The following is a 22,170-nucleotide window of genomic DNA, read 5'->3' on the forward strand; positions in this document are numbered from 1 at the left end:
CACATCCCTTCTTCTGCTACTGATTGACACAAGCTTTCTGCCGTGTTATGTTGATTTGTAGGAGTTTATGTTTTGATACGATACCGGTACGGAACCGGCGGCGCCCAAAAGACTCTCCCGGTTTTCCGGGAGAGGTTCTTTACAGCGGCAGGTTCCGTTAACACCGTAAGACCATAAGACAGCTGGTGATGAGATGCAGAAAAAAATGGTACTTGCCTGTTCGGTTTGCGGTTCGCGCAATTACACGACCACAACGGGCAACGGAAAGGCTGAAAGAATGGAATTAAAGAAGTTTTGCAAGCACTGCAACGAACACACCATCCACCGCGGCACAAAATAACAACGAACATGAACTTACTTGGAGGTCTTAAATACATGTCCATCACAAAATTTTTTCGTAATGTAGCTTCCGAAATGCGAAAAGTCAGCTGGCCGGGGCGCAAAGAGCTGGTCAAATACACGATTACAGTCCTTGTAACGGTTGCTTTCCTGACATTGTTCTTTATTGTCATCGATCTCGGCATTTCCGCAGTGATCCGGTGGGCTGAAAACTCATTGTAAAATGATCATTTTACACTTGAATATCCAATGATAAAACATGGTATAATGGGAGTATCATAAGCAACGACTCAAACCCGGTTAGCGGGTTTTTTCATTTGCCCAAAAAATCAAAAGACCAACAGGGAGGGACGGACATCAAGTCCTATTAGATGGAAAAAAACTGGTATGTTGTCCATACGTATTCAGGCTATGAAAATAAAGTTAAAACCAATTTGGAAAAGCGCGTGGAATCAATGGGGATGCAGGATAAAATTTTCCGGGTAGTGGTACCGGAAGAAGAAGAACTTGAAGTGAAAAATGAGAAGAAAAAAGTGGTGAAACGAAAAGTTTTCCCGGGCTATGTCCTGGTGGAAATGGTGATGACGGATGATTCCTGGTATGTCGTCCGGAACACGCCGGGCGTCACCGGTTTTGTTGGGTCGTCGGGAGGCGGTTCCAAGCCGACGCCGCTCTTGCCAGAAGAAATTAATACCATCTTGAAACGGATGGGCATGGAAGAAAAACGGGCCGATGTGAACTTTGAAATCGGCGAGACGGTGACGGTAAAAGAAGGGCCGTTTGCGAATTTTGCCGGCAAGATTGTGGAAATGGACCGCGACAAAGGCAGGGCAAAAGTCATGGTCAATATGTTCGGGCGGGATACGCCGGTAGAGCTTGTTTTTGAACAAATTGATAAAATATAACGGGATAAAACTTGAAATCCATATGCTGAGATGTTAATATGTTATAAGTCAGTATGTTCTTTGCGGATGGCCCGCCTGACCGGGCGCCCGCGCGAACAGACACGATGCAATCACATGATTCTTATGATACACTCGTGACGCGGGTCATGAGATGAATTGGATTCGGATAAGGCTTGCCTTTTCGGCACGCCAATTGTCCGGCTAACCGCAGGAACTTGCGGGGATAGCCTGCGTAGACAGCGGAGCATGTTTCGGTGTCTGCAGGAAGCTCGCGGCTTCAGCCGTGGGGGATTCAATCAAACAGATGAGTGGGAGGGCTCAGCCCCTGTTACCACATCACGGACTTAAGGAGGTGTGTCTCGTGGCTAAAAAAGTAGTAAAAATTGTTAAATTGCAGATTCCTGCCGGTAAAGCAAACCCTGCACCGCCTGTTGGTCCTGCACTGGGCCAGGCCGGCGTCAATATTATGGGATTTTGTAAAGAATTCAACGCTCGTACTGCAGATCAGGCAGGCTTGATTATACCTGTTGAAATCACGGTGTTTGAAGATCGTTCATTTACATTCATCACAAAAACCCCGCCAGCTGCAGTTCTGCTGAAAAAAGCAGCCGGCATTGAATCCGGTTCTGGCGAGCCGAACCGTACAAAAGTGGCAACTGTGAAGCGTGACAAAGTGCGTGAAATCGCAGAAACAAAAATGCCTGACTTAAATGCGGCAAGTGTTGAAGCGGCAATGCGCATGGTGGAAGGCACGGCGCGCAGCATGGGGATTACGATCGAAGACTAATCCATGCAGTACTGGTTATGTCCAACGGGGTTGCGATGCGATACTGGCTCGCAACCTTTTTCGTGGGAGGTTATTCCGTTAAAACCACATTCGAGGAGGAAATACAAATGGCGAAAAAAGGAAAAAAATATGTTGACGCTTTGAAACTCGTTGACCGTTCCAAAGCTTACCCGGTTCAGGAAGCCATTGAACTGGTGAAAAAAACAAGTTTTACAAAATTTGATGCAACAGTTGAAGCTGTATTCCGCCTCGGCGTTGACCCGAAAAAAGCGGACCAGCAAATCCGCGGTGCTGTCGTGCTTCCAAACGGAACAGGGAAAACCCAGCGCGTGCTTGTTTTTGCAAAAGGCGAAAAAGCAAAAGAAGCGGAAGCAGCCGGTGCGGATTATGTCGGCGATACAGACTACGTCAACAAAATCCAGCAGGGCTGGTTTGATTTTGATGTCATCGTGGCAACGCCGGATATGATGGGCGAAGTTGGTAAACTCGGGCGCATCCTTGGGCCTAGAGGATTAATGCCGAACCCGAAAACCGGCACGGTAACATTTGATGTGACAAAAGCGGTCCAGGACATTAAAGCCGGTAAAGTCGAATATCGTGTTGACAAAGCGGGCAATGTCCATGCCCCGATCGGGAAAGCCTCTTTTGAACCGGAAAAGTTGGTTGAAAACCTGTCAACCTTGTTTGACACATTGATGAAAGCAAAACCGTCAGCTGCAAAAGGCACTTACATGAAGAATATTTCTGTCACATCGACCATGGGGCCTGGCATCAAAGTAGACCCGTCTTCTTTTGTGGCAGCAAAATAATGATTTGACATGCTGCCTGCGGGCTGCTATAATGAAGAACGGTTTTAAAAAGTAAACATTTGTACCGTAGACAGCAGGTGCCGGAGGGCTTAATTTCCTGCCGAGGTAATGCGTATAAATCCGGGGGCGCCTTAAGGCCTCCGCATGCATGAAACCTCCATGTCTCGGGATATGGAGGTTTTGTTTTGGTATAAATGTTCATCAAGAATATCTGTAGGAGGTGTCAAGATGGGCAGTGCAATTGAACAAAAGAAACAACTGGTGGATGAAATCACCGATAAATTCAAATCAAGTACAGCCGTTGTGGTTGTCGATTACCGCGGTTTAAACGTGGCTGAAGTAACTGAGCTGCGTAAACAGCTGCGCGAAGCGGGCGTTGAATTTAAAGTGTATAAAAACACGATGACGCGTCGTGCTGTAGAAGCAGCTGGGATGGACGGATTGAACAGCGCGCTGACCGGCCCGAATGCGATCGCATTCAGTACGGAAGACGTGGTTGCGCCTGCGAGAATCCTTAATGATTTCGCAAAAGACCACGAAGCTTTGGAAATCAAAGCAGGTGTCATTGAAGGCAATGTTGCAACCGTTGATGAAATCAAAGCACTCGCAACGCTTCCTTCACGCGAAGGCCTGCTTTCCATGCTTCTCAGCGTACTGCAGGCGCCAATCCGCAACTTTGCTCTTGCTGCAAAAGCAGTCGCAGATCAAAAAGAAGAACAAAGCGCATAAGTTTTACGGAATATACTTTAAAAAATATCTTGTAGGAGGATATGAAAATGACGAAAGAAGAAATCATCTCTGCTGTCAAAGAAATGACAGTGCTTGAATTGAACGATCTTGTGAAAGCCATTGAAGAAGAATTCGGCGTAACCGCTGCTGCACCGGTTGCTGTTGCTGGCGGCGCTGCAGGCGGGGAAGCTGCTGCAGAAAAAACGGAATTTGATGTTGTGCTGACTGAAGCCGGCGCACAAAAAATCAAAGTCATCAAAGTTGTCCGCGAAATCACAGGTCTTGGCCTTAAAGAAGCAAAAGAACTTGTTGACAATGCTCCAAAACCGCTTAAAGAAGGCGTAGCGAAAGAAGAAGCCGAAGAAATTAAAGCGAAACTTGAAGAAGTTGGAGCCGGCGTAGAAGTGAAGTAAGGCCCTTTTTAAAGAAAAAGCCCGCATTTGGCGGGCTTTTTTCAACATCTCTTCTTCCTGAATCCTCCAAGAAAGAGTGGGACTTTTCATGGCTGAACATTACTACTCGCAAAACCCAGAAGCAAAGCATCAACCGATAGATTTCACCTTTACATTGAGAGGGCATGCCTTTCATTTTCAAACAGACCAAGGGGTTTTTTCAAAAAAAGAAGTCGACTTCGGCTCCCGCGTTTTGCTCGATCTTGTGGCCATGCCTGAAACGGAAGGGCCGGTCCTTGATATGGGTTGCGGTTACGGACCGATCGGCCTCGCGCTTGCAAAATCTTTTCCCGGCCGCCATGTGCATATGGCGGATATTAATACAAGAGCGGTCGAGCTGGCAAAGAAAAATGCTGCCCGGAACCATATTTCAAATGTTTCCATATACGAAAGCAATCTTTTTGAAAATGTGAAAAGCGGCCCGTTTGCCTTGATTGCCACAAATCCCCCGATCCGCGCCGGAAAGCAGATTGTGCACCGGATTTTTGAAGAAAGTTACCAATATCTCGCAAACAACGGCGAACTTTGGGTGGTCATCCGGAAAAAGCAGGGGGCCCCTTCTGCCAGGAAAAAATTAGAAAGCATATTTGATGAGGTAAATTGTGTTGGAAAAGAAAAAGGATATTTTGTTTTTAAAGCCAAAAAAATTTGACTCCCGATTTCATATATGTTAAAATTATAAAATGCCAATAGATTAAGGTTCTTTATGCAATCTAAGCTATACTTGTCAAGTATATATTTTGGATGAATTGGAAAATACTTATAAAATCATAAGCTCGTCATGCGATATGTGGTTTTTTCATAAAAAACCCTTTTTCTTTTTGCCTTAGCTTTATTGTTGTTTGACGAAAGATGCAAACAAAACGCTTGATTTGAGGGGTGAATCAGTTGTCATATCAACTAGTTCAGTATGGACGGCACCGCCAGCGCAGAAGTTACGCGCGCATCAAAGAAATTTTAGAGCTGCCAAACCTTATCGAAATCCAAACCGCATCTTACCAATGGTTCCTTGACGAAGGTTTGCGTGAAATGTTCCAGGACATCTCTCCGATCGAGGATTTTGCCGGAAACCTGTCGCTGGAGTTTATTGACTACAGCCTCGGCGAACCGAAATATTCCATCGACGAATGCAAAGAGCGCGACGTAACGTACGCTGCTCCGCTTCGTGTAAAGGTGCGCCTTGTCAATAAGGAAACCGGTGAAGTAAAAGACCAGGACGTATTCATGGGCGATTTCCCGTTAATGACCGAAACGGGGACTTTCATCATTAATGGCGCGGAACGTGTTATTGTATCCCAGCTTGTCCGTTCCCCTAGTGTTTATTTTAACAGCAAAATGGACAAAAACGGGAAATACGGCTACACCGCAACGGTAATTCCGAACCGCGGCGCCTGGCTTGAATATGAAACAGATGCGAAAGATGTGGCTTATGTCCGCATCGACCGCACAAGAAAACTGCCGATTACCGTTCTCCTCAGGGCGCTCGGCTTCGGCTCCGACCAGGAAATTATTGATCTGATCGGCGATAATGAGTACTTAAGAAATACGCTTGAGAAAGATAATACCGAAAGCACGGAAAAAGCGCTTCTTGAAATATATGAACGCCTCCGTCCGGGCGAACCCCCGACCGTTGAAAATGCAAAAAGCCTGCTGATTTCGCGTTTCTTTGACCCGAAACGCTATGATCTGGCCAATGTCGGGCGTTACAAAATGAATAAAAAGCTTCACCTGAAATTCCGCCTGTTCGGGCAACGGCTGGCTGAATCGATCGCAGACCCTGAAACCGGTGAAATCATCGCGGAGGAAGGAACCGTTTTAGACCGGCGTACGCTTGATAAAATTGTGCCTTTTCTCGAAAAAGGCCTGAAGTTTGAAACGTACAGCCAGGCTGGCGGCGTTGTTGATGATGATATCACATTGCAGTCCATCAAAATTTATGCCCCGATTGACGATAACGAAAAAGTGATCAATGTAATCGGAAATGCTTATGTTGATGAAAGCATTAAACATATTACACCTGCGGATATTGTGGCTTCCATCAGCTACTTCTTTAATTTGCTGCATGGCGTCGGCAATACGGATGATATCGACCACCTCGGCAACCGCCGTTTACGGTCTGTCGGCGAATTGCTGCAAAACCAGTTCCGCATCGGCCTTTCCCGGATGGAACGCGTTGTCCGTGAAAGAATGTCGATCCAGGACATTAACACCATTACGCCGCAGCAGCTGATCAATATCCGTCCGGTCATTGCGGCCATTAAGGAGTTTTTCGGCAGTTCACAGCTGTCCCAGTTTATGGACCAGACAAACCCGCTTGCGGAACTGACCCATAAACGCCGGTTGTCGGCGCTCGGCCCGGGCGGTTTGACCCGTGAGCGCGCCGGGATGGAAGTGCGTGACGTGCACTATTCCCACTACGGCCGCATGTGCCCGATTGAAACGCCTGAAGGCCCGAACATCGGGTTGATCAACTCTTTATCAACGTATGCAAAAGTAAACCGTTTCGGTTTTATCGAAACGCCTTACCGCAGGGTTGATCCGGATACAGGGCGTGTTACGGAGCATATTGATTATTTAACGGCTGATGAAGAAGACAATTACGTCGTCGCACAGGCGAACGCACAGCTGGATGAAAACGGCTTTTTTGTTGACGATGAAGTATATGCGCGTTTCCGCGGTGAAAACATTGTTGTAAAAACAGACCGCGTTGATTATATGGACGTTTCGCCGAAGCAGGTTGTATCGGCTGCAACGGCATGTATTCCGTTCCTTGAAAACGACGACTCGAACCGTGCGCTGATGGGTGCAAACATGCAGCGCCAGGCGGTTCCGCTTATGAAGCCGCAAGCGCCGATTGTCGGCACCGGGATGGAATATGTCAATGCGAAGGATTCCGGCGCGGCACTCATCTGCAAATATGACGGCATTGTTGAACATGTGGAAGCCCGGGAAATCTGGGTGCGCCGTGTGATCGATGTCGACGGACAGGAAGTAAAGGGCGACCTTGACAAATACCGCCTGCAAAAATTCAAACGTTCCAACAATGGCATGTGCATCAACCAGCGCCCGATTGTGAAAAAAGGCGACCGTGTGGTAAAAGGCGAAATTTTAGCGGACGGCCAGTCAATGGACCAAGGTGAACTTGCCCTTGGCCAGAACGTGCTCGTTGCCTTTATGACATGGGAAGGTTACAACTATGAAGATGCCATTATTATGAGTGAAAAACTTGTAAAAGAAGATGTGTATACTTCTATCCATATTGAAGAATACGAATCTGAAGCACGCGATACAAAGCTCGGGCCGGAAGAAATAACCCGTGATATCCCGAACGTCGGGGAAGATGCTTTGAAAAACCTTGACGAACGCGGGATTATCCGGATTGGTGCCGAAGTAAGAGACGGCGATTTGCTTGTCGGAAAAGTCACCCCGAAAGGCGTTACGGAATTAACAGCGGAAGAACGTCTGCTCCATGCGATTTTCGGTGAAAAAGCGCGCGAAGTCAGGGATACATCACTCCGCGTTCCGCACGGCGGCGGCGGCATCGTGCTCGATGTCAAAGTGTTTACACGTGAAGCCGGGGATGAACTTCCGCCTGGCGTGAACCAGCTTGTCCGCGTCTATATTGTACAGAAACGGAAAATCCACCAGGGCGACAAAATGGCCGGGCGCCACGGGAACAAAGGGGTTATCTCCCGGATTCTTCCAGAAGAAGATATGCCTTTCCTCCCGGATGGCACACCTATCCAGATCATGTTGAACCCGCTTGGCGTGCCTTCCCGGATGAATATCGGGCAGGTGCTTGAACTCCACCTCGGCATGGCGGCCAAAAAACTCGGCCTTCACGTCGCGACGCCTGTATTCGACGGTGCACGTGAAGAAGATGTATGGGAAACGATTGAAGAAGCCGGCATGGCGCGCGATGCAAAAACGGTCCTTTATGACGGCCGCACCGGTGAACCTTTCGACAACCGTGTATCTGTCGGGATTATGTATATGATCAAGCTCGCCCACATGGTTGATGATAAACTGCATGCCCGCTCAACAGGCCCTTACTCGCTTGTCACCCAGCAGCCGCTCGGCGGTAAAGCACAGTTTGGCGGCCAAAGGTTTGGCGAAATGGAAGTATGGGCGCTTGAAGCCTACGGCGCAGCCTATACGCTCCAGGAAATTCTGACTGTTAAATCGGACGATGTTGTCGGCCGTGTGAAAACTTATGAAGCGATCGTCAAAGGGGAAAATGTCCCTGAACCGGGTGTCCCGGAATCGTTCAAAGTGCTGATCAAAGAACTTCAAAGTTTGGGACTGGACGTGAAGATTCTTTCCGGCGACGACGAGGAAATTGAAATGCGCGATCTCGAAGACGACGATGACCTGAATCAGGCCGATACGCTGAATATTGCGCCCGAGACAAAAGAAGAACCGGAAGGAATCGGGGCATCCAAAGACTAATCGTTTATGTTGCTTGGAACAAACAGAGGCTTTTGCCCGGATTGTATGCATTCGTACAATCCGGCTTCTGTTTCTGTTTCTTCTGCGTGTGTTTTAAGGTACGAACCTAAAGACGAAAGGGAGGCTGGCCCCTTGCTGGATGTAAATAATTTTGAGTACATGAAAATCGGTCTTGCTTCACCGGATAAAATCCGATCCTGGTCATACGGTGAAGTAAAAAAACCGGAAACAATCAACTACCGGACGTTAAAACCTGAAAAAGACGGGCTTTTTTGCGAACGGATTTTCGGGCCGACGAAAGATTGGGAATGCCATTGCGGGAAATATAAACGCGTTCGTTACAAAGGCGTGGTTTGTGACCGCTGCGGCGTGGAAGTAACAAGATCAAAAGTGCGCCGGGAAAGAATGGGGCATATTGAACTTGCCGCCCCTGTTTCGCATATTTGGTACTTCAAAGGGATTCCAAGCCGCATGGGCCTTGTGCTTGACATGTCCCCGCGCGCCCTGGAAGAAGTCATTTACTTCGCATCTTACGTCGTAACGGAAGCAGGCGACACTTCTTTGGAAAAGAAACAGCTTCTTTCCGAAAAAGAATACCGTGCCTACCGTGAAAAATACGGCAACAAATTCCAGGCAGGCATGGGCGCGGAAGCCATTAAAAAGCTGCTGCAAGATGTAGATGTCAACAAAGAATGCGAAATGCTGAAAGAAGAGCTGAAAGTTGCCCAGGGGCAGCGCCGTACACGCGCCATCAAACGCCTTGAAGTACTGGAAGCTTTCCGTAATTCCGGCAATAAACCGGAATGGATGGTGCTGGACGTTCTCCCGGTCATTCCGCCTGAACTGCGGCCAATGGTACAACTGGAAGGCGGCCGCTTTGCGACATCCGACTTAAATGATCTGTACCGCCGTGTGATCAACCGGAACAACCGCCTGAAACGCTTGCTTGATCTTGGCGCGCCAAGCATCATTGTCCAAAATGAAAAACGGATGCTGCAGGAAGCTGTTGACGCTCTGATTGACAACGGCCGCCGTGGACGTCCGGTAACCGGCCCGGGGAACCGCCCGTTAAAATCGCTTTCCCATATGCTGAAAGGGAAACAGGGCCGTTTCCGCCAAAACCTGCTCGGGAAACGGGTTGACTATTCCGGCCGTTCCGTTATTGTTGTCGGCCCAAACCTGAAAATGTACCAATGCGGCCTGCCGCGCGAAATGGCGATTGAACTGTTCAAGCCGTTCGTGATGAAAGAACTGGTTGAAAAAGGCCTCGCCCATAATATTAAAAGCGCAAAACGGAAAATTGAACGTTTGCAGCCTGAAATTTGGGATGTCCTTGAAGAAGTCATTAAAGAACACCCTGTCCTGTTGAACCGTGCGCCTACTTTGCACAGGCTCGGGATCCAGGCGTTTGAACCGACGCTTGTGGAAGGCCGTGCGATCCGTCTCCATCCGCTCGTATGTACGGCTTACAACGCGGACTTTGACGGCGACCAAATGGCGGTCCACGTTCCGTTATCCGCTGAGGCACAGGCGGAAGCGCGCATGTTGATGCTTGCCGCACAAAATATTTTGAATCCGAAAGACGGGAAACCGGTCGTTACCCCGTCCCAGGACATGGTACTTGGCAACTACTACTTAACGCTTGAACGTGAAGATGCAGTCGGTGAAGGATCTGTCTTCAAAGATGTAAATGAAGTGTACATGGCTTATTACAACGGCTACGTGCATTTCCATACGAGAATTGCCATTTATGCCGGGTCGCTGAACAACCCGACGTTCACGGAAGAGCAAAACAAGAAGCTGCTGATTACCACAGTCGGGAAAGTGATCTTCAATGAAATTTTGCCGGAGAGCTTCCCATATATTAATGAACCGACGAAAACAAATCTTGAAGAAAAAACGCCGGATAAATACTTTGTTGATCCTTCGATTGACGTAAAAGCGCATATTAAAGAACAGCCGTTAATCCGCCCGTTTGTAAAAGGCTTCCTTGGCAGCATCATTGCCGAAGTGTTCAAACGGTTCAAGATTACGGAAACATCCAAAATGCTCGACCGCTTAAAAGATCTTGGCTTCCATTATTCGACAAAAGCCGGGATTACCGTTGGTGTTGCGGATATCGTCGTTTTAGGCGAGAAGGAAAAAATTCTTTCGGATGCCCAGAAAAAAGTCGATACGGTCATGAAACAGTTCCGCCGCGGTTTAATTACCGAAGACGAACGCTATGACCGCGTTATTTCGATCTGGAGCGGGGCTAAAGACACGATCCAGGGCAAACTGATGGAATCGCTCGATAAACGGAACCCGATTTTTATGATGAGTGACTCGGGGGCCCGGGGTAACGCGTCGAACTTTACACAGCTTGCCGGCATGCGCGGTTTGATGGCCAACCCGGCCGGCCGGATTATTGAATTGCCGATTAAGTCCAGCTTCCGTGAAGGCTTAACCGTGCAAGAGTACTTTATTTCGACGCACGGTGCCCGTAAAGGCCTTGCCGATACTGCCCTTAAGACGGCAGACTCGGGTTATCTGACACGCCGGCTTGTTGATGTGGCGCAGGATGTCATCATTCGTGAAGACGACTGCGGCACAGACCGCGGGCTTTTGATCAGTGCGTTGAAAGAAGGCAATGAAATCATTGAATCGCTTGAAGAACGGTTAACCGGCCGTTATTCAAGAAAAACGATCAAACATCCTGAAACAGGCAAAGTGATCATTGAGGAAAACGGCTTTATCACGGAAGATATCGCGAAGGAAATTGTCGATGCCGGCTATGAAAAAGTCTGGATCCGTTCGGCCTTCACTTGCAATACCCGCCATGGCGTATGTAAAAAATGCTACGGCCGCAACCTTGCCACCGGCCAGGAAGTGGAAGTCGGCGAAGCAGTCGGGATTATTGCCGCCCAATCGATCGGCGAACCTGGCACACAGCTGACGATGCGTACATTCCATACAGGCGGTGTTGCCGGGGATGACATCACACAAGGTCTTCCGCGTATTCAGGAATTGTTTGAAGCCCGGAACCCGAAAGGCCAGGCTGTCATTTCCGAAGTGGAAGGCGTTGTTACTTCCATCAGCGAAGGGCGCGACCGCCAATATGAAATTGTCGTTCAGGGCGCTGTCGAAACGCGCACCTATACGGCCCCTTATACTTCCCGCTTGAAAGTGGCGGTAGATGACCACGTCGTGCGCGGGCAGGAGCTGACGGAAGGTTCCATTGACCCGAAAGATCTGTTGCGTGTCACGGATGTCACAACCGTACAGGAATACTTGCTTCGTGAAGTACAGAAAGTTTACCGGATGCAAGGAGTGGAAATTGGCGACAAACACATTGAAGTGATGGTCCGCCAAATGCTGAGAAAAGTAAGGGTGCTCGATGCCGGCGACACGGATGTCCTGCCGGGAACATTGCTTGATATCCATCAGTTCGGTGAAGCGAATGAAAAGGCGCTCAAGGAAGGCAACCGCCCTGCAACAGGCCGCCCTGTTCTGCTCGGGATTACAAAAGCTTCCTTGGAAACCGATTCGTTCTTATCGGCAGCCTCCTTCCAGGAAACGACCCGCGTATTAACCGATGCGGCGATCAAGGGGAAACGCGATGAACTGCTCGGCTTGAAAGAAAACGTCATTATCGGGAAACTGGTTCCTGCAGGGACGGGCATGACCCGCTACCGCAAAACGGTTCCTGAACTGGTGAAAAAGGAAGAAGAAGTGCCGGCTGAATAATGCGGCGGCAGCACCGGCAAAAACCGGTGCTGCACCTTTTTCTGTTTTTTAGCAAAAAAAAGCATGGCCTTTTTTACACGGGCTGTTGACTTTAGATTTTCAAAGTGATAATATATTCAAGGTGCTCCTATGAATACCTGTATACTTTGGAGGATATTGCGATGTCTTATGAAAAAGTAAATCAGGCGAAAAGAATCGTTGTAGGGACAAAACAAACAGCGAAAGCGATAAAGTCCGGAAATGTGGATGAACTGCTCGTTGCCAGAGATGCTGATCCGAATATTACGGGCAAAGTCATTTCCGTTGCCGAACAATTCAATGTGCCGATTACGTATACCGAGTCGAAAAAACAACTCGGAAAAGTATGCGGCATTGAAGTCGGAGCTGCAGCTGTTGCACTTATTTATTAAACACTTTTTGCTGGAGAATCCGCAAAAATTTGTTTTTGCCATTAAATGAACCACCTGGATGTGTGGACTTAAATTGTTCGAAGGGAGGAAAAACAGATGCCTACTATTAACCAATTGGTGCGCAAACCTCGTAAATCAAAAATCGAGAAATCCAAGTCACCTGCGCTGAATAAAGGCTATAACAGTTTCAAAAAAATCAATACCGATCTTTCTTCACCCCAAAAACGCGGTGTATGTACCCGTGTGGGGACGATGACTCCGAAGAAACCGAACTCGGCGCTCCGTAAATATGCCCGTGTCCGTTTAACAAACGGTATTGAAGTAACGGCTTATATCCCTGGGATCGGCCATAATCTGCAGGAACACAGCGTTGTTTTAATCCGTGGCGGACGTGTAAAAGACCTGCCTGGTGTACGTTACCACATCGTGCGCGGTGCACTTGACACTGCCGGTGTTGAAAACCGGAAACAAGGCCGTTCGAAATACGGGACGAAAAAACCGAAAGAAAAGAAATAATAAGAACGATAACCATACTTGAAAGGAGGATCATTTATGCCACGTAAAGGACCTGTCGCAAAACGCGACGTATTACCGGATCCGATTTACAATTCGAAACTGGTCACACGTTTAATCAACAAAATGATGATCGACGGCAAGAGAGGGAAAGCCCAGACTATCCTGTATTCTTCCTTCGATATTATCCGTGAACGCACTGGCAAAGATCCAATGGAAGTTTTTGACCAGGCATTGAAAAACATTATGCCTGTACTTGAAGTAAAAGCTCGCCGTGTCGGCGGCGCAAACTATCAGGTGCCGGTTGAGGTGCGCCCGGAACGCCGGACAACTTTAGGGCTTCGCTGGCTGGTCAATTATGCCCGCCTTCGCGGAGAAAAAACAATGGAAGAACGGCTGGCGAACGAAATCATGGATGCGGCCAACAATACAGGCGCTGCCGTGAAAAAACGCGAAGATACGCATAAAATGGCGGAAGCAAACAGAGCGTTTGCGCATTATCGCTGGTAATATTCCGATACTCCTACATTACACCTATTAAGGAAGGAGAAAGTACGAGATGCCAAGAGAGTTCTCCTTAGAAAAGACTCGTAACATCGGTATCATGGCGCATATCGATGCCGGTAAAACTACAACAACCGAGCGTATCCTTTATTATACCGGCCGTATTCATAAAATCGGCGAAACGCATGAAGGTGCGTCTCAAATGGACTGGATGGAGCAGGAACAGGAGCGCGGGATTACGATTACTTCCGCTGCTACAACAGCGCAATGGAAAGACCACCGTATCAACATCATTGACACCCCGGGACACGTGGACTTCACCGTTGAAGTTGAACGCTCCCTTCGTGTCCTTGACGGCGCGGTTGCTGTCCTCGATGCCCAGTCCGGCGTTGAGCCCCAGACTGAAACCGTTTGGCGCCAGGCAACGACTTACGGTGTACCGCGGATTGTATTTGTCAATAAGATGGATAAAATCGGGGCCGATTTCTTGTATTCTGTCAGCACCCTGCATGACCGCCTGCAGGCAAATGCACATCCGGTCCAATTGCCGATCGGTGCTGAAGACAACTTTGTAGGGATCATTGACCTTATTGAAATGAATGCAATTTTCTACGGCGATGATCTCGGCACGAAAATTGAAGTGCGCGAAATCCCGGATGAGTACCGTGATCAGGCGGAAGAATATCATGAAAAACTGCTTGAAGCAGTTGCTGAAGTTGATGAAGATATTATGGAAAAATATCTTGGCGGAGAAGAGATTTCAAAAGAAGAACTGAAAGCTGCCATCCGCAAAGCAACCTGTAATGTTGAATTCTTCCCGGTACTGTGCGGCTCGGCATTTAAAAACAAAGGTGTCCAATTAATGCTGGATGCGGTTGTTGACTATCTGCCTGCGCCGACGGATGTTCCTTCCATCAAGGGGACGCTTCCGGATACAGGGGAAGAAGTATTTAGGCATTCCAGCGATGATGAGCCATTCTCGGCTTTGGCCTTCAAAGTCATGACAGACCCGTTCGTTGGTAAACTGACATTCTTCCGTGTTTATTCAGGCACATTAAGCGCTGGTTCTTATGTCAAAAACTCGACAAAGAACAAACGCGAACGCATCGGGCGTATTTTGCAGATGCACGCAAACCACCGGAAAGAAATCGACATGGTTTATGCCGGCGATATTGCTGCTGCTGTCGGCTTAAAAGACACGACAACAGGCGATACGCTTTGCGACGATAATAATCCGGTCATCCTTGAATCGATGGAATTTCCGGAACCGGTTATCCAGTTGTCGGTTGAACCGAAATCGAAAGCCGACCAGGATAAAATGACGACGGCGCTGCAAAAACTGCAGGAAGAAGACCCGACTTTCCGTGCCCATACGGATCCGGAAACGGGACAAACGATCATCGAAGGTATGGGTGAGCTTCACCTCGACATTATCGTTGACCGCATGAAACGCGAATTCAAAGTTGAAGCCAATATCGGTGCGCCGCAAGTTGCGTACCGTGAAACATTCCGCAAATCCGCACAAGTCCAAGGTAAGTTTGTACGCCAATCCGGCGGCCGCGGGCAATACGGGGATGTTTGGATTGAATTTTCACCAAACGAAGAAGGAAAAGGCTTTGAGTTTGAAAATGCGATTGTCGGCGGTGTCGTTCCGCGCGAATACATTCCGGCGATCCAGTCCGGCCTTGAAGATGCCATGCAGCGCGGTGTACTTGCCGGCTATCCGCTCGTTGACATTAAGGCAAAACTGTATGACGGTTCTTACCACGATGTTGACTCGAGTGAAATGGCATTTAAAGTGGCTGCCTCCCTTGCATTGAAGAATGCAGCATCCAAATGCGATCCGGTCCTGCTTGAACCTGTCATGAAAGTGGAAATTGTCATTCCGGAAGAATATCTCGGCGACATCATGGGACAAGTTACAGCCCGCCGCGGCCGTGTGGAAGGTATGGAAGCACGCGGAAATGCCCAGGTTGTCCGTGCCATGGTTCCGTTGTCCGAAATGTTCGGTTATGCTACAGCACTCCGATCCAGCACGCAAGGACGCGGTGTCTTTACGATGACATTTGATCATTATGAAGAAGTGCCGAAGTCCATTGCGGAAGAGATCATCAAAAAAAATAAAGGCGAATAATTGATTTATTGCTTTCAATGAAGTATAACTTTACTAGGTTGGTTCAAAGCGCTTTAAAGCTGTCCTTTCAGCTTTAAAGCATCCATATACTTACTCAATCCAAAATATTAAGGAGGATTTCCTGATGGCTAAACAAAAATTTGACCGTTCTAAAGAACACTGTAACATTGGAACAATCGGTCACGTTGACCATGGTAAAACGACTTTGACTGCTGCAATTACTGCTGTTCTTGCAAAACAAGGGAAAGCTGAAGCAAGAGCATATGACCAAATTGACGGTGCTCCGGAAGAACGCGAACGCGGTATTACCATCAACACTGCGCACGTTGAATATGAAACGGAAAAACGCCACTACGCACATGTTGACTGCCCTGGACACGCTGACTATGTGAAAAACATGATTACTGGTGCTGCCCAAATGGACGGCGCGATCCTGGTTGTATCCGCTGCTGACGGCCCAATGCCGCAAACGCGCGAACACATCCTTTTGTCCCGCCAAGTTGGCGTGCCTTATATCGTTGTGTTCCTGAACAAATGCGACATGGTGGACGACGAAGAATTGCTTGAACTTGTTGAAATGGAAGTTCGTGATCTTCTTTCCGAATACGACTTCCCTGGCGATGAAGTGCCGGTTATCAAAGGTTCTGCTTTGAAAGCTCTTGAAGGCGACCCTGAATACGAAGCAAAAATCCTTGAATTGATGGATGCTGTTGACGAATACATCCCGACTCCGCAACGTGACACGGATAAACCGTTCATGATGCCAGTTGAAGACGTATTTTCCATTACCGGCCGTGGTACAGTTGCAACCGGCCGTGTAGAACGCGGGCAATTGAAAGTCGGCGACGTTGTTGAAATCGTAGGTTTGAGCGACAAACCAAAACAAACAACGGTTACCGGCGTTGAAATGTTCCGTAAAATTCTTGACTATGCTGAAGCTGGCGACAACATCGGTGCACTTCTCCGCGGTATTGCACGTGAAGAAGTCCAACGCGGCCAAGTTTTGGCGAAACCGGGTTCTATTACACCGCATACCAAATTTAAAGCACAAGTTTATGTATTAACGAAAGAAGAAGGTGGACGCCACACTCCTTTCTTCTCTAACTACCGTCCGCAATTCTACTTCCGTACAACGGACGTAACCGGCATTATTACTCTGCCAGAAGGCGTTGAAATGGTTATGCCTGGTGATAACGTTGAAATGAGCGTTGAATTGATTGCCCCGATCGCGATCGAAGAAGGAACAAAATTCTCGATCCGTGAAGGCGGCCGTACAGTTGGCGCCGGTTCTGTTTCTTCCATCGAAGCTTAATCGGCTATTTAAAAAAAGCCCGGCCAGGTCATCCCGGCCGGGCTTTTTCCATGCTTACGCGCCCGGGTTGCAGCAACGTTTTCCAAAACTTGATGTTGCGCCACAGGGCCTGTATAATAAAAAGTCACTGAAATCAGCAGCATATCAAAGTTTATGTTGCATTACACCCGGCTTTTGTGTATAATGTTTGATGTTGGTCTTTGACTGCGATGAAGTGGGAGGTTGCTGGCACACCCGGCCGCTTTGCCATGGCGCGTGGGCCAGGAAAATTTCCATGGAGAATGTCTATTAGCAAATAGGCGATAAAGGAGGGAAAATAATGGCAAAACAAAAAATTCGCATTCGTTTAAAAGCATACGATCACAGAATTCTGGATCAGTCTGCAGAAAAAATTGTAGAAACAGCAAAACGATCAGGTGCAAACGTCTCCGGTCCGATTCCGCTTCCGACTGAGAAATCCGTTTACACCATTCTGCGTGCTGTCCACAAGTACAAAGATTCTCGTGAACAATTTGAAATGCGTACACACAAACGTTTGATTGATATCGTAAATCCGACCCCGCAAACGGTTGATTCGCTGATGCGGTTGGATCTGCCATCCGGCGTTGACATTGAAATTAAACTTTAATGATAAAAAAACATGACATATTTAACAGGAGGTGTGACTGATGACCAAAGGAATCTTAGGAAGAAAAATCGGTATGACCCAAGTTTTTGCCGAGAACGGCGATCTTATTCCTGTCACTGTAATTGAAGCAACACCAAACGTTGTGCTGCAAAAGAAAACAGTTGAAACGGACGGTTATGAAGCGATTCAGCTCGGATTTGCAGACAAACCGGAACGCCTGGCAAACAAACCGGAAAAGGGTCATGTTTCGAAAGCCAATACGGCACCTAAGCGCTTCATCCGCGAATTCAGCGGCGTAAACACAAGTGATTTTGAAGTTGGTCAAGAAGTCAAAGTAGATATTTTTGCAGAAGGTGACATTGTAGATGTTACCGGCATTACAAAAGGGAAAGGATTCCAAGGCGTCATTAAACGCCACGGACAATCCCGCGGCCCTATGGCTCACGGTTCGCGTTACCACCGCCGTCCGGGTTCAATGGGCCCGATTGCGCCAAACCGCGTCTTTAAACAAAAAGCACTCCCTGGACGCATGGGGGGAGAACGGGTTACCGTTCAAAATCTGCAAATCGTCAAAGTGGATGCAGAACGCAATCTGCTTTTGATTAAAGGTAACGTTCCTGGTCCGAGAAAAGCTTTGGTTACAGTTAAAGCAGCTGTAAAAGCAAAATAATTGCAAAGAAAGGAGGAAACAGGAATGCCAAAAGTAGCTCTATACAACCAAAACGGTTCCCAAGTCGGTGAAGTGGAATTAAACGACGCTGTATTCGGCATCGAACCGAATGAACATGTTTTATTTGAAGCGATCATCATGCAGAGGGCTTCGCTCCGCCAAGGTACCCACAAAGTAAAAGGCCGTTCTGAAGTACGCGGCGGCGGACGCAAACCATGGCGACAAAAAGGCACAGGCCGCGCACGCCAAGGATCGATCCGTTCCCCGCAATGGCGCGGAGGCGGTACGGTTTTCGGGCCTGTTCCACGCAGCTACAGCTACAAACTGCCGAAAAAAGTACGCCGTCTTGCGATTAAATCCGCTCTATCGTCAAAAGTAAAGGAAAACAATATTTTGGTTCTGGACGCATTAAGTTTTGATGCGCCAAAAACAAAAGATTTTATTGCTGTCCTGAAAAATTTGTCAGTGGATAAAAAAGCACTTGTTGTCACAGACGGATTGAACGAAAATGTGGTACTGTCCGCACGCAACATTCCGGGTGTTACGGTTGTTGAAGCAACAGGCGTAAATGTTTTGGATGTTGTAAACCATGATCAATTGATTATGACAAAATCCGCTGTTGAAAAAGTAGAGGAGGTGCTTGGTTAATGGATGCACGTGATGTTCTGAAGCGCCCCGTGATTACTGAACGTTCAATGGAATTGACAGCAGATAAGAAATATACATTTGAAGTTGATGTTAAAGCGAATAAAACAGAAATCAAAGATGCTGTGGAAGAGATTTTCGGCGTCAAAGTTGCGAAAGTGAACGTTGCGAACTATAAAGGCAAGTTCAAACGCATGGGCCGTTATACCGGCTATACAAACAAGCGCCGCAAAGCAGTTGTTACGTTAACAGCTGACAGCAAAGAAATTGAAATCTTTGAGGTTTAAATACGATCCATCAAACTTGAAGAGGAGGGAAAAAAATGGCGATCAAAAAATACAAACCAACCTCTAACGGGCGTCGCGGCATGACGGCTTTGGATTTTGCGGAGATCACGACGGATAAGCCTGAAAAAACACTGCTTGCTCCGCTTTCGAAAAAAGCAGGCCGCAACAACCAGGGGAAATTAACTGTTCGTCATCAGGGCGGCGGCCATAAGCGCCAATACCGGATTATCGACTTCAAACGCGATAAAGATGGTATACCAGGGCGCGTTGCCACAATCGAGTATGACCCGAACCGCTCATCTAATATTGCTTTGATTCACTATGTAGATGGTGAAAAACGGTACATCCTTGCACCAAAAAATTTAACTGTCGGCATGGAAGTGATGTCCGGGCCGGATGCAGACATTAAAGTCGGAAATGCACTTCCGCTTTCTGAAATTCCTGTTGGTACGGTCATCCATAACATTGAATTGAAACCAGGCAAAGGCGGCCAATTGATCCGTTCTGCTGGTACTTCAGCACAAGTGCTTGGTAAAGAAGGCAAATATGTGCTTGTCCGCCTGAATTCCGGCGAAGTGCGCATGATTCTTGCAACTTGCCGCGCAACGGTCGGCCAGGTTGGCAACGAACAGCACGAACTGGTCAACATCGGTAAAGCAGGCCGCAAACGCTGGATGGGTGTACGCCCGACTGTCCGCGGATCTGTTATGAACCCGAATGATCACCCGCACGGCGGTGGTGAAGGCCGCGCTCCGATCGGCCGTAAATCGCCAATGTCACCATGGGGCAAGCCGACACTTGGTTACAAAACGCGCAAGAAGAAAAATACTTCAGATAAATTTATTGTACGGCGCCGTAAAAAATAATGCTGTTGAACTACGGTTCGTAGCTTGAACCGTAGCTCTAATCAGGAAGGAGGACTATTCATGGGTCGCAGTCTGAAAAAAGGGCCTTTCGTTGACGATCACTTAATGGTGAAAGTGGAAAAATTGAACGAATCCAACAAGAAGCAAGTGATCAAAACGTGGTCACGCCGTTCGACGATTTTCCCTGCATTTGTCGGCCACACAATCGCTGTGTATGACGGCCGTAAACATGTTCCGGTATACATCACGGAAGATATGGTCGGCCATAAGCTCGGTGAGTTTGCTCCGACACGTACATTCAAAGGTCACGCCGGTGACGATAAGAAGACAAGACGCTAACGGGAGGAGGTATTCCAATGCAAGCAAAAGCTGTCGCGAAAACAGTCCGTATTGCTCCTCGTAAGGCACGCCTGGTAATTGATTTAATTCGAGGAAAGCAAGTAGGAGAAGCGCTTTCGATTTTGAAATTTACGCCAAAGGCTGCTTCGCCGGTTATTGAAAAAGTACTCAACTCTGCGATTGCGAACGCAGAACACAACTACGATATGGACGCAAACGACCTTGTTGTGGAAAAGGCTTATGTCGATGAAGGTCCTACACTGAAACGTTTCCGGCCGCGTGCAATGGGGCGCGCAAGCCAGATCAACAAACGCACGAGCCATATTACGATCGTAGTATCAGATCAAAAGGAGGGATAATTGGTGGGTCAAAAAGTAAATCCTATCGGTTTGCGAATCGGAGTGATTCGTGACTGGGAATCGAAATGGTACGCAGAAAAAGATTATGCCGATCTATTGCACGAAGACATTAAAATTCGTGAATATATCGCAAAGCGCCTCGCGGATGCTTCTGTTTCTGGCGTGGAAATTGAACGTGCTGCAAACCGTGTCAACATTACAATCCGCACGGCAAAACCGGGCATGGTGATTGGTAAAGGCGGTTCGGAAGTAGAAGCATTGCGTAAAGCACTGAATGCTTTAACAGGAAAAAGAGTCCACATTAACATTGTCGAAGTTAAAAAGGCAGATATTGATGCAAAACTTGTTGCGGAAAACATTGCCCGCCAGCTGGAGAACCGTGTTTCTTTCCGCCGTGCGCAAAAACAGGCGATCCAACGTGCGATGCGTGCCGGTGCAAAAGGAATCCGGACGCAGGTTTCAGGACGCCTGGGTGGTGCGGATATTGCCCGTGCAGAACATTACAGCGAAGGTACAGTTCCGCTTCATACGCTTCGTGCGGATATTGACTATGCCCATGCCGAAGCAGATACGACTTACGGAAAACTGGGCGTAAAAGTTTGGATTTACCGCGGGGAAATCCTTCCTGCCAAGAAAAAAACCGAGGAAGGGGGAAACTGATCATGTTGATGCCTAAACGTGTAAAATACCGCCGTGAACGCCGCGGAAAAATGCGCGGCCGTGCAAAAGGCGGCACTGAAGTTGCATTTGGCGAATATGGTTTGCAGGCTTTGGAAGCTTCCTGGATTACAAACCGCCAAATTGAAGCTGCCCGTATTGCGATGACACGTTATATGAAGCGTGGCGGTAAAGTATGGATAAAAATTTTCCCTCATAAACCATATACAGCAAAACCGCTTGAAGTCCGGATGGGTTCCGGTAAAGGTGCGCCTGAAGGTTGGGTGGCTGTTGTGAAACCGGGCAAGATTTTGTTTGAAATTGCCGGTGTTCCTGAAGAAGTCGCACGCGAAGCTTTGCGCCTTGCGTCCCACAAGCTGCCGATTAAATGCAAGTTCGTAAAACGTGAAGAAATTGGTGGTGAATCTAATGAAAGCTAAAGAAATTCGTGACTTAACCACTGCCGAAATTGAACAAAAAGTAAAGTCGCTGAAGGAAGAGCTGTTCAACCTTCGCTTCCAGCTTGCGACCGGACAATTAGAGAACACTGCCCGCATTCGTGAAGTTCGTAAATCGATTGCCCGCATGAAAACCGTCATTCGTGAAAGAGAAATTGGAATTACCAACCGATAATGGGAGGAGGTTCGCGA

25 protein-coding genes and 1 other annotated feature are annotated in these 22,170 nt (G+C 47.9%); all 25 genes read left to right on the top strand.

Translation table 11 applies throughout. The features are described 5' to 3' along the window. Nucleotides 1–193: 193 nt before the first annotated feature. A complete protein-coding gene (rpmG, locus tag NSQ19_RS00610; RefSeq protein ID WP_017551231.1) occupies nucleotides 194–340 on the top strand; it encodes a 50S ribosomal protein L33 in 147 nt (48 codons plus the stop codon). A 35-nt stretch (nucleotides 341–375) separates the two neighbouring features. Then, entirely contained in the window at nucleotides 376–561 is a 186-nt protein-coding gene (secE, locus tag NSQ19_RS00615) for a preprotein translocase subunit SecE (protein ID WP_017551230.1), read from the top strand. Nucleotides 562–710: 149 nt separating this feature from the next. Beyond that, nucleotides 711–1,244: a transcription termination/antitermination protein NusG gene (gene nusG / locus NSQ19_RS00620; RefSeq protein ID WP_061565123.1), complete on the top strand. Its 534-nt coding sequence runs from the start codon at nucleotides 711–713 to the stop codon at nucleotides 1,242–1,244. A gap of 361 nt (nucleotides 1,245–1,605) precedes the next feature. Continuing rightward, entirely contained in the window at nucleotides 1,606–2,031 is a 426-nt protein-coding gene (gene rplK, locus NSQ19_RS00625; RefSeq protein WP_014096513.1) for a 50S ribosomal protein L11, read from the top strand. Between the two features lie 107 nt (nucleotides 2,032–2,138). Further along, nucleotides 2,139–2,840, top strand: coding sequence for a 50S ribosomal protein L1 (rplA, locus tag NSQ19_RS00630; RefSeq protein WP_340702165.1), 702 nt, complete (start codon nucleotides 2,139–2,141; stop codon nucleotides 2,838–2,840). Between the two features lie 46 nt (nucleotides 2,841–2,886). Then, nucleotides 2,887–3,033, top strand: a sequence feature (ribosomal protein L10 leader region). 35 nt (nucleotides 3,034–3,068) lie between these two features. After that, on the top strand, nucleotides 3,069–3,569 hold the full coding sequence (rplJ, locus tag NSQ19_RS00635; protein WP_013858067.1) for a 50S ribosomal protein L10: 501 nt from the start codon (nucleotides 3,069–3,071) through the stop codon (nucleotides 3,567–3,569). Nucleotides 3,570–3,616: 47 nt separating this feature from the next. Continuing rightward, nucleotides 3,617–3,982, top strand: a complete 366-nt coding sequence (gene rplL, locus NSQ19_RS00640; RefSeq protein ID WP_017551227.1) for a 50S ribosomal protein L7/L12 — start codon at nucleotides 3,617–3,619, stop codon at nucleotides 3,980–3,982. An 88-nt stretch (nucleotides 3,983–4,070) separates the two neighbouring features. Next, nucleotides 4,071–4,673 (top strand): class I SAM-dependent methyltransferase, encoded by a 603-nt coding sequence (locus tag NSQ19_RS00645; protein WP_013858069.1) that lies wholly within the window; start codon nucleotides 4,071–4,073, stop codon nucleotides 4,671–4,673. Between the two features lie 236 nt (nucleotides 4,674–4,909). Continuing rightward, nucleotides 4,910–8,470: a DNA-directed RNA polymerase subunit beta gene (gene rpoB / locus NSQ19_RS00650; RefSeq protein WP_340702166.1), complete on the top strand. Its 3,561-nt coding sequence runs from the start codon at nucleotides 4,910–4,912 to the stop codon at nucleotides 8,468–8,470. Between the two features lie 132 nt (nucleotides 8,471–8,602). Beyond that, the gene (gene rpoC / locus NSQ19_RS00655) at nucleotides 8,603–12,196 is read left to right on the top strand and encodes a DNA-directed RNA polymerase subunit beta' (RefSeq protein ID WP_013858071.1); all 3,594 of its coding nucleotides are present in this window, start codon (nucleotides 8,603–8,605) and stop codon (nucleotides 12,194–12,196) included. Nucleotides 12,197–12,357: 161 nt separating this feature from the next. After that, complete coding sequence (locus NSQ19_RS00660) at nucleotides 12,358–12,606, top strand: 50S ribosomal protein L7ae-like protein (protein ID WP_013858072.1); 249 nt, start codon at nucleotides 12,358–12,360, stop codon at nucleotides 12,604–12,606. A gap of 96 nt (nucleotides 12,607–12,702) precedes the next feature. Beyond that, the gene (gene rpsL, locus NSQ19_RS00665; protein WP_017551222.1) at nucleotides 12,703–13,122 is read left to right on the top strand and encodes a 30S ribosomal protein S12; all 420 of its coding nucleotides are present in this window, start codon (nucleotides 12,703–12,705) and stop codon (nucleotides 13,120–13,122) included. A gap of 36 nt (nucleotides 13,123–13,158) precedes the next feature. Next, on the top strand, nucleotides 13,159–13,629 hold the full coding sequence (gene rpsG / locus NSQ19_RS00670) for a 30S ribosomal protein S7 (RefSeq protein WP_017554003.1): 471 nt from the start codon (nucleotides 13,159–13,161) through the stop codon (nucleotides 13,627–13,629). A gap of 49 nt (nucleotides 13,630–13,678) precedes the next feature. Then, nucleotides 13,679–15,757 (top strand): elongation factor G, encoded by a 2,079-nt coding sequence (gene fusA, locus NSQ19_RS00675; RefSeq protein WP_340702167.1) that lies wholly within the window; start codon nucleotides 13,679–13,681, stop codon nucleotides 15,755–15,757. Between the two features lie 124 nt (nucleotides 15,758–15,881). Then, complete coding sequence (gene tuf / locus NSQ19_RS00680; RefSeq protein WP_013858077.1) at nucleotides 15,882–17,069, top strand: elongation factor Tu; 1,188 nt, start codon at nucleotides 15,882–15,884, stop codon at nucleotides 17,067–17,069. Between the two features lie 319 nt (nucleotides 17,070–17,388). Further along, nucleotides 17,389–17,697 (top strand): 30S ribosomal protein S10, encoded by a 309-nt coding sequence (gene rpsJ, locus NSQ19_RS00685; RefSeq protein ID WP_013858078.1) that lies wholly within the window; start codon nucleotides 17,389–17,391, stop codon nucleotides 17,695–17,697. A gap of 40 nt (nucleotides 17,698–17,737) precedes the next feature. Then, nucleotides 17,738–18,367, top strand: coding sequence for a 50S ribosomal protein L3 (gene rplC, locus NSQ19_RS00690; RefSeq protein WP_013858079.1), 630 nt, complete (start codon nucleotides 17,738–17,740; stop codon nucleotides 18,365–18,367). A gap of 24 nt (nucleotides 18,368–18,391) precedes the next feature. Beyond that, a complete protein-coding gene (gene rplD / locus NSQ19_RS00695) occupies nucleotides 18,392–19,015 on the top strand; it encodes a 50S ribosomal protein L4 (RefSeq protein ID WP_013858080.1) in 624 nt (207 codons plus the stop codon). Further along, nucleotides 19,015–19,299, top strand: a complete 285-nt coding sequence (rplW, locus tag NSQ19_RS00700; RefSeq protein WP_017554006.1) for a 50S ribosomal protein L23 — start codon at nucleotides 19,015–19,017, stop codon at nucleotides 19,297–19,299. Before rplD ends, rplW begins: the two co-directional genes overlap by 1 nt. Nucleotides 19,300–19,334: 35 nt before the next feature. Continuing rightward, entirely contained in the window at nucleotides 19,335–20,165 is an 831-nt protein-coding gene (rplB, locus tag NSQ19_RS00705; RefSeq protein WP_071452227.1) for a 50S ribosomal protein L2, read from the top strand. 60 nt (nucleotides 20,166–20,225) lie between these two features. Next, nucleotides 20,226–20,504, top strand: coding sequence for a 30S ribosomal protein S19 (gene rpsS, locus NSQ19_RS00710; RefSeq protein ID WP_013858083.1), 279 nt, complete (start codon nucleotides 20,226–20,228; stop codon nucleotides 20,502–20,504). A gap of 17 nt (nucleotides 20,505–20,521) precedes the next feature. After that, nucleotides 20,522–20,863 carry a 50S ribosomal protein L22 gene (gene rplV, locus NSQ19_RS00715; RefSeq protein WP_013858084.1) on the top strand — a complete coding sequence of 114 codons (342 nt, stop codon included), beginning with the start codon at nucleotides 20,522–20,524 and terminating at the stop codon, nucleotides 20,861–20,863. Between the two features lie 3 nt (nucleotides 20,864–20,866). Next, entirely contained in the window at nucleotides 20,867–21,523 is a 657-nt protein-coding gene (gene rpsC, locus NSQ19_RS00720) for a 30S ribosomal protein S3 (protein ID WP_026104594.1), read from the top strand. 2 nt (nucleotides 21,524–21,525) lie between these two features. After that, entirely contained in the window at nucleotides 21,526–21,960 is a 435-nt protein-coding gene (rplP, locus tag NSQ19_RS00725; RefSeq protein ID WP_340702168.1) for a 50S ribosomal protein L16, read from the top strand. Beyond that, nucleotides 21,950–22,153 (top strand): 50S ribosomal protein L29, encoded by a 204-nt coding sequence (gene rpmC / locus NSQ19_RS00730; protein ID WP_340702169.1) that lies wholly within the window; start codon nucleotides 21,950–21,952, stop codon nucleotides 22,151–22,153. The genes rplP and rpmC overlap by 11 nt, the downstream gene beginning before the upstream one ends. Nucleotides 22,154–22,170: the final 17 nt, after the last annotated feature.

It is taken from the genome of Weizmannia sp. FSL W8-1119 (genome assembly GCF_038008605.1).
GTDB classification, from domain to species: Bacteria; Bacillota; Bacilli; order Bacillales; family Bacillaceae_C; genus Weizmannia; species Weizmannia coagulans.

Excerpts from the sequence above, each read along its gene's own strand:
- rplV (WP_013858084.1), top strand. The coding sequence starts at position 20,522 with ATGCAAGCAAAAGCTGTCGCGAAAACAGTCCGTATTGCTCCTCGTAAG.
- rpsJ (WP_013858078.1), top strand. The coding sequence starts at position 17,389 with ATGGCAAAACAAAAAATTCGCATTCGTTTAAAAGCATACGATCACAGA.
- rplB (WP_071452227.1), top strand. The coding sequence starts at position 19,335 with ATGGCGATCAAAAAATACAAACCAACCTCTAACGGGCGTCGCGGCATG.
- nusG (WP_061565123.1), top strand. The coding sequence starts at position 711 with ATGGAAAAAAACTGGTATGTTGTCCATACGTATTCAGGCTATGAAAAT.
- secE (WP_017551230.1), top strand. The coding sequence starts at position 376 with ATGTCCATCACAAAATTTTTTCGTAATGTAGCTTCCGAAATGCGAAAA.
- fusA (WP_340702167.1), top strand. The coding sequence starts at position 13,679 with ATGCCAAGAGAGTTCTCCTTAGAAAAGACTCGTAACATCGGTATCATG.
- rpsL (WP_017551222.1), top strand. The coding sequence starts at position 12,703 with ATGCCTACTATTAACCAATTGGTGCGCAAACCTCGTAAATCAAAAATC.
- rplJ (WP_013858067.1), top strand. The coding sequence starts at position 3,069 with ATGGGCAGTGCAATTGAACAAAAGAAACAACTGGTGGATGAAATCACC.
- tuf (WP_013858077.1), top strand. The coding sequence starts at position 15,882 with ATGGCTAAACAAAAATTTGACCGTTCTAAAGAACACTGTAACATTGGA.
- rplW (WP_017554006.1), top strand. The coding sequence starts at position 19,015 with ATGGATGCACGTGATGTTCTGAAGCGCCCCGTGATTACTGAACGTTCA.
- NSQ19_RS00660 (WP_013858072.1), top strand. The coding sequence starts at position 12,358 with ATGTCTTATGAAAAAGTAAATCAGGCGAAAAGAATCGTTGTAGGGACA.
- rpmG (WP_017551231.1), top strand. The coding sequence starts at position 194 with ATGCAGAAAAAAATGGTACTTGCCTGTTCGGTTTGCGGTTCGCGCAAT.
- rplA (WP_340702165.1), top strand. The coding sequence starts at position 2,139 with ATGGCGAAAAAAGGAAAAAAATATGTTGACGCTTTGAAACTCGTTGAC.
- rplL (WP_017551227.1), top strand. The coding sequence starts at position 3,617 with ATGACGAAAGAAGAAATCATCTCTGCTGTCAAAGAAATGACAGTGCTT.
- rpmC (WP_340702169.1), top strand. The coding sequence starts at position 21,950 with ATGAAAGCTAAAGAAATTCGTGACTTAACCACTGCCGAAATTGAACAA.
- rplC (WP_013858079.1), top strand. The coding sequence starts at position 17,738 with ATGACCAAAGGAATCTTAGGAAGAAAAATCGGTATGACCCAAGTTTTT.
- rpsS (WP_013858083.1), top strand. The coding sequence starts at position 20,226 with ATGGGTCGCAGTCTGAAAAAAGGGCCTTTCGTTGACGATCACTTAATG.
- NSQ19_RS00645 (WP_013858069.1), top strand. The coding sequence starts at position 4,071 with ATGGCTGAACATTACTACTCGCAAAACCCAGAAGCAAAGCATCAACCG.
- rplD (WP_013858080.1), top strand. The coding sequence starts at position 18,392 with ATGCCAAAAGTAGCTCTATACAACCAAAACGGTTCCCAAGTCGGTGAA.
- rpsG (WP_017554003.1), top strand. The coding sequence starts at position 13,159 with ATGCCACGTAAAGGACCTGTCGCAAAACGCGACGTATTACCGGATCCG.
- rplP (WP_340702168.1), top strand. The coding sequence starts at position 21,526 with ATGTTGATGCCTAAACGTGTAAAATACCGCCGTGAACGCCGCGGAAAA.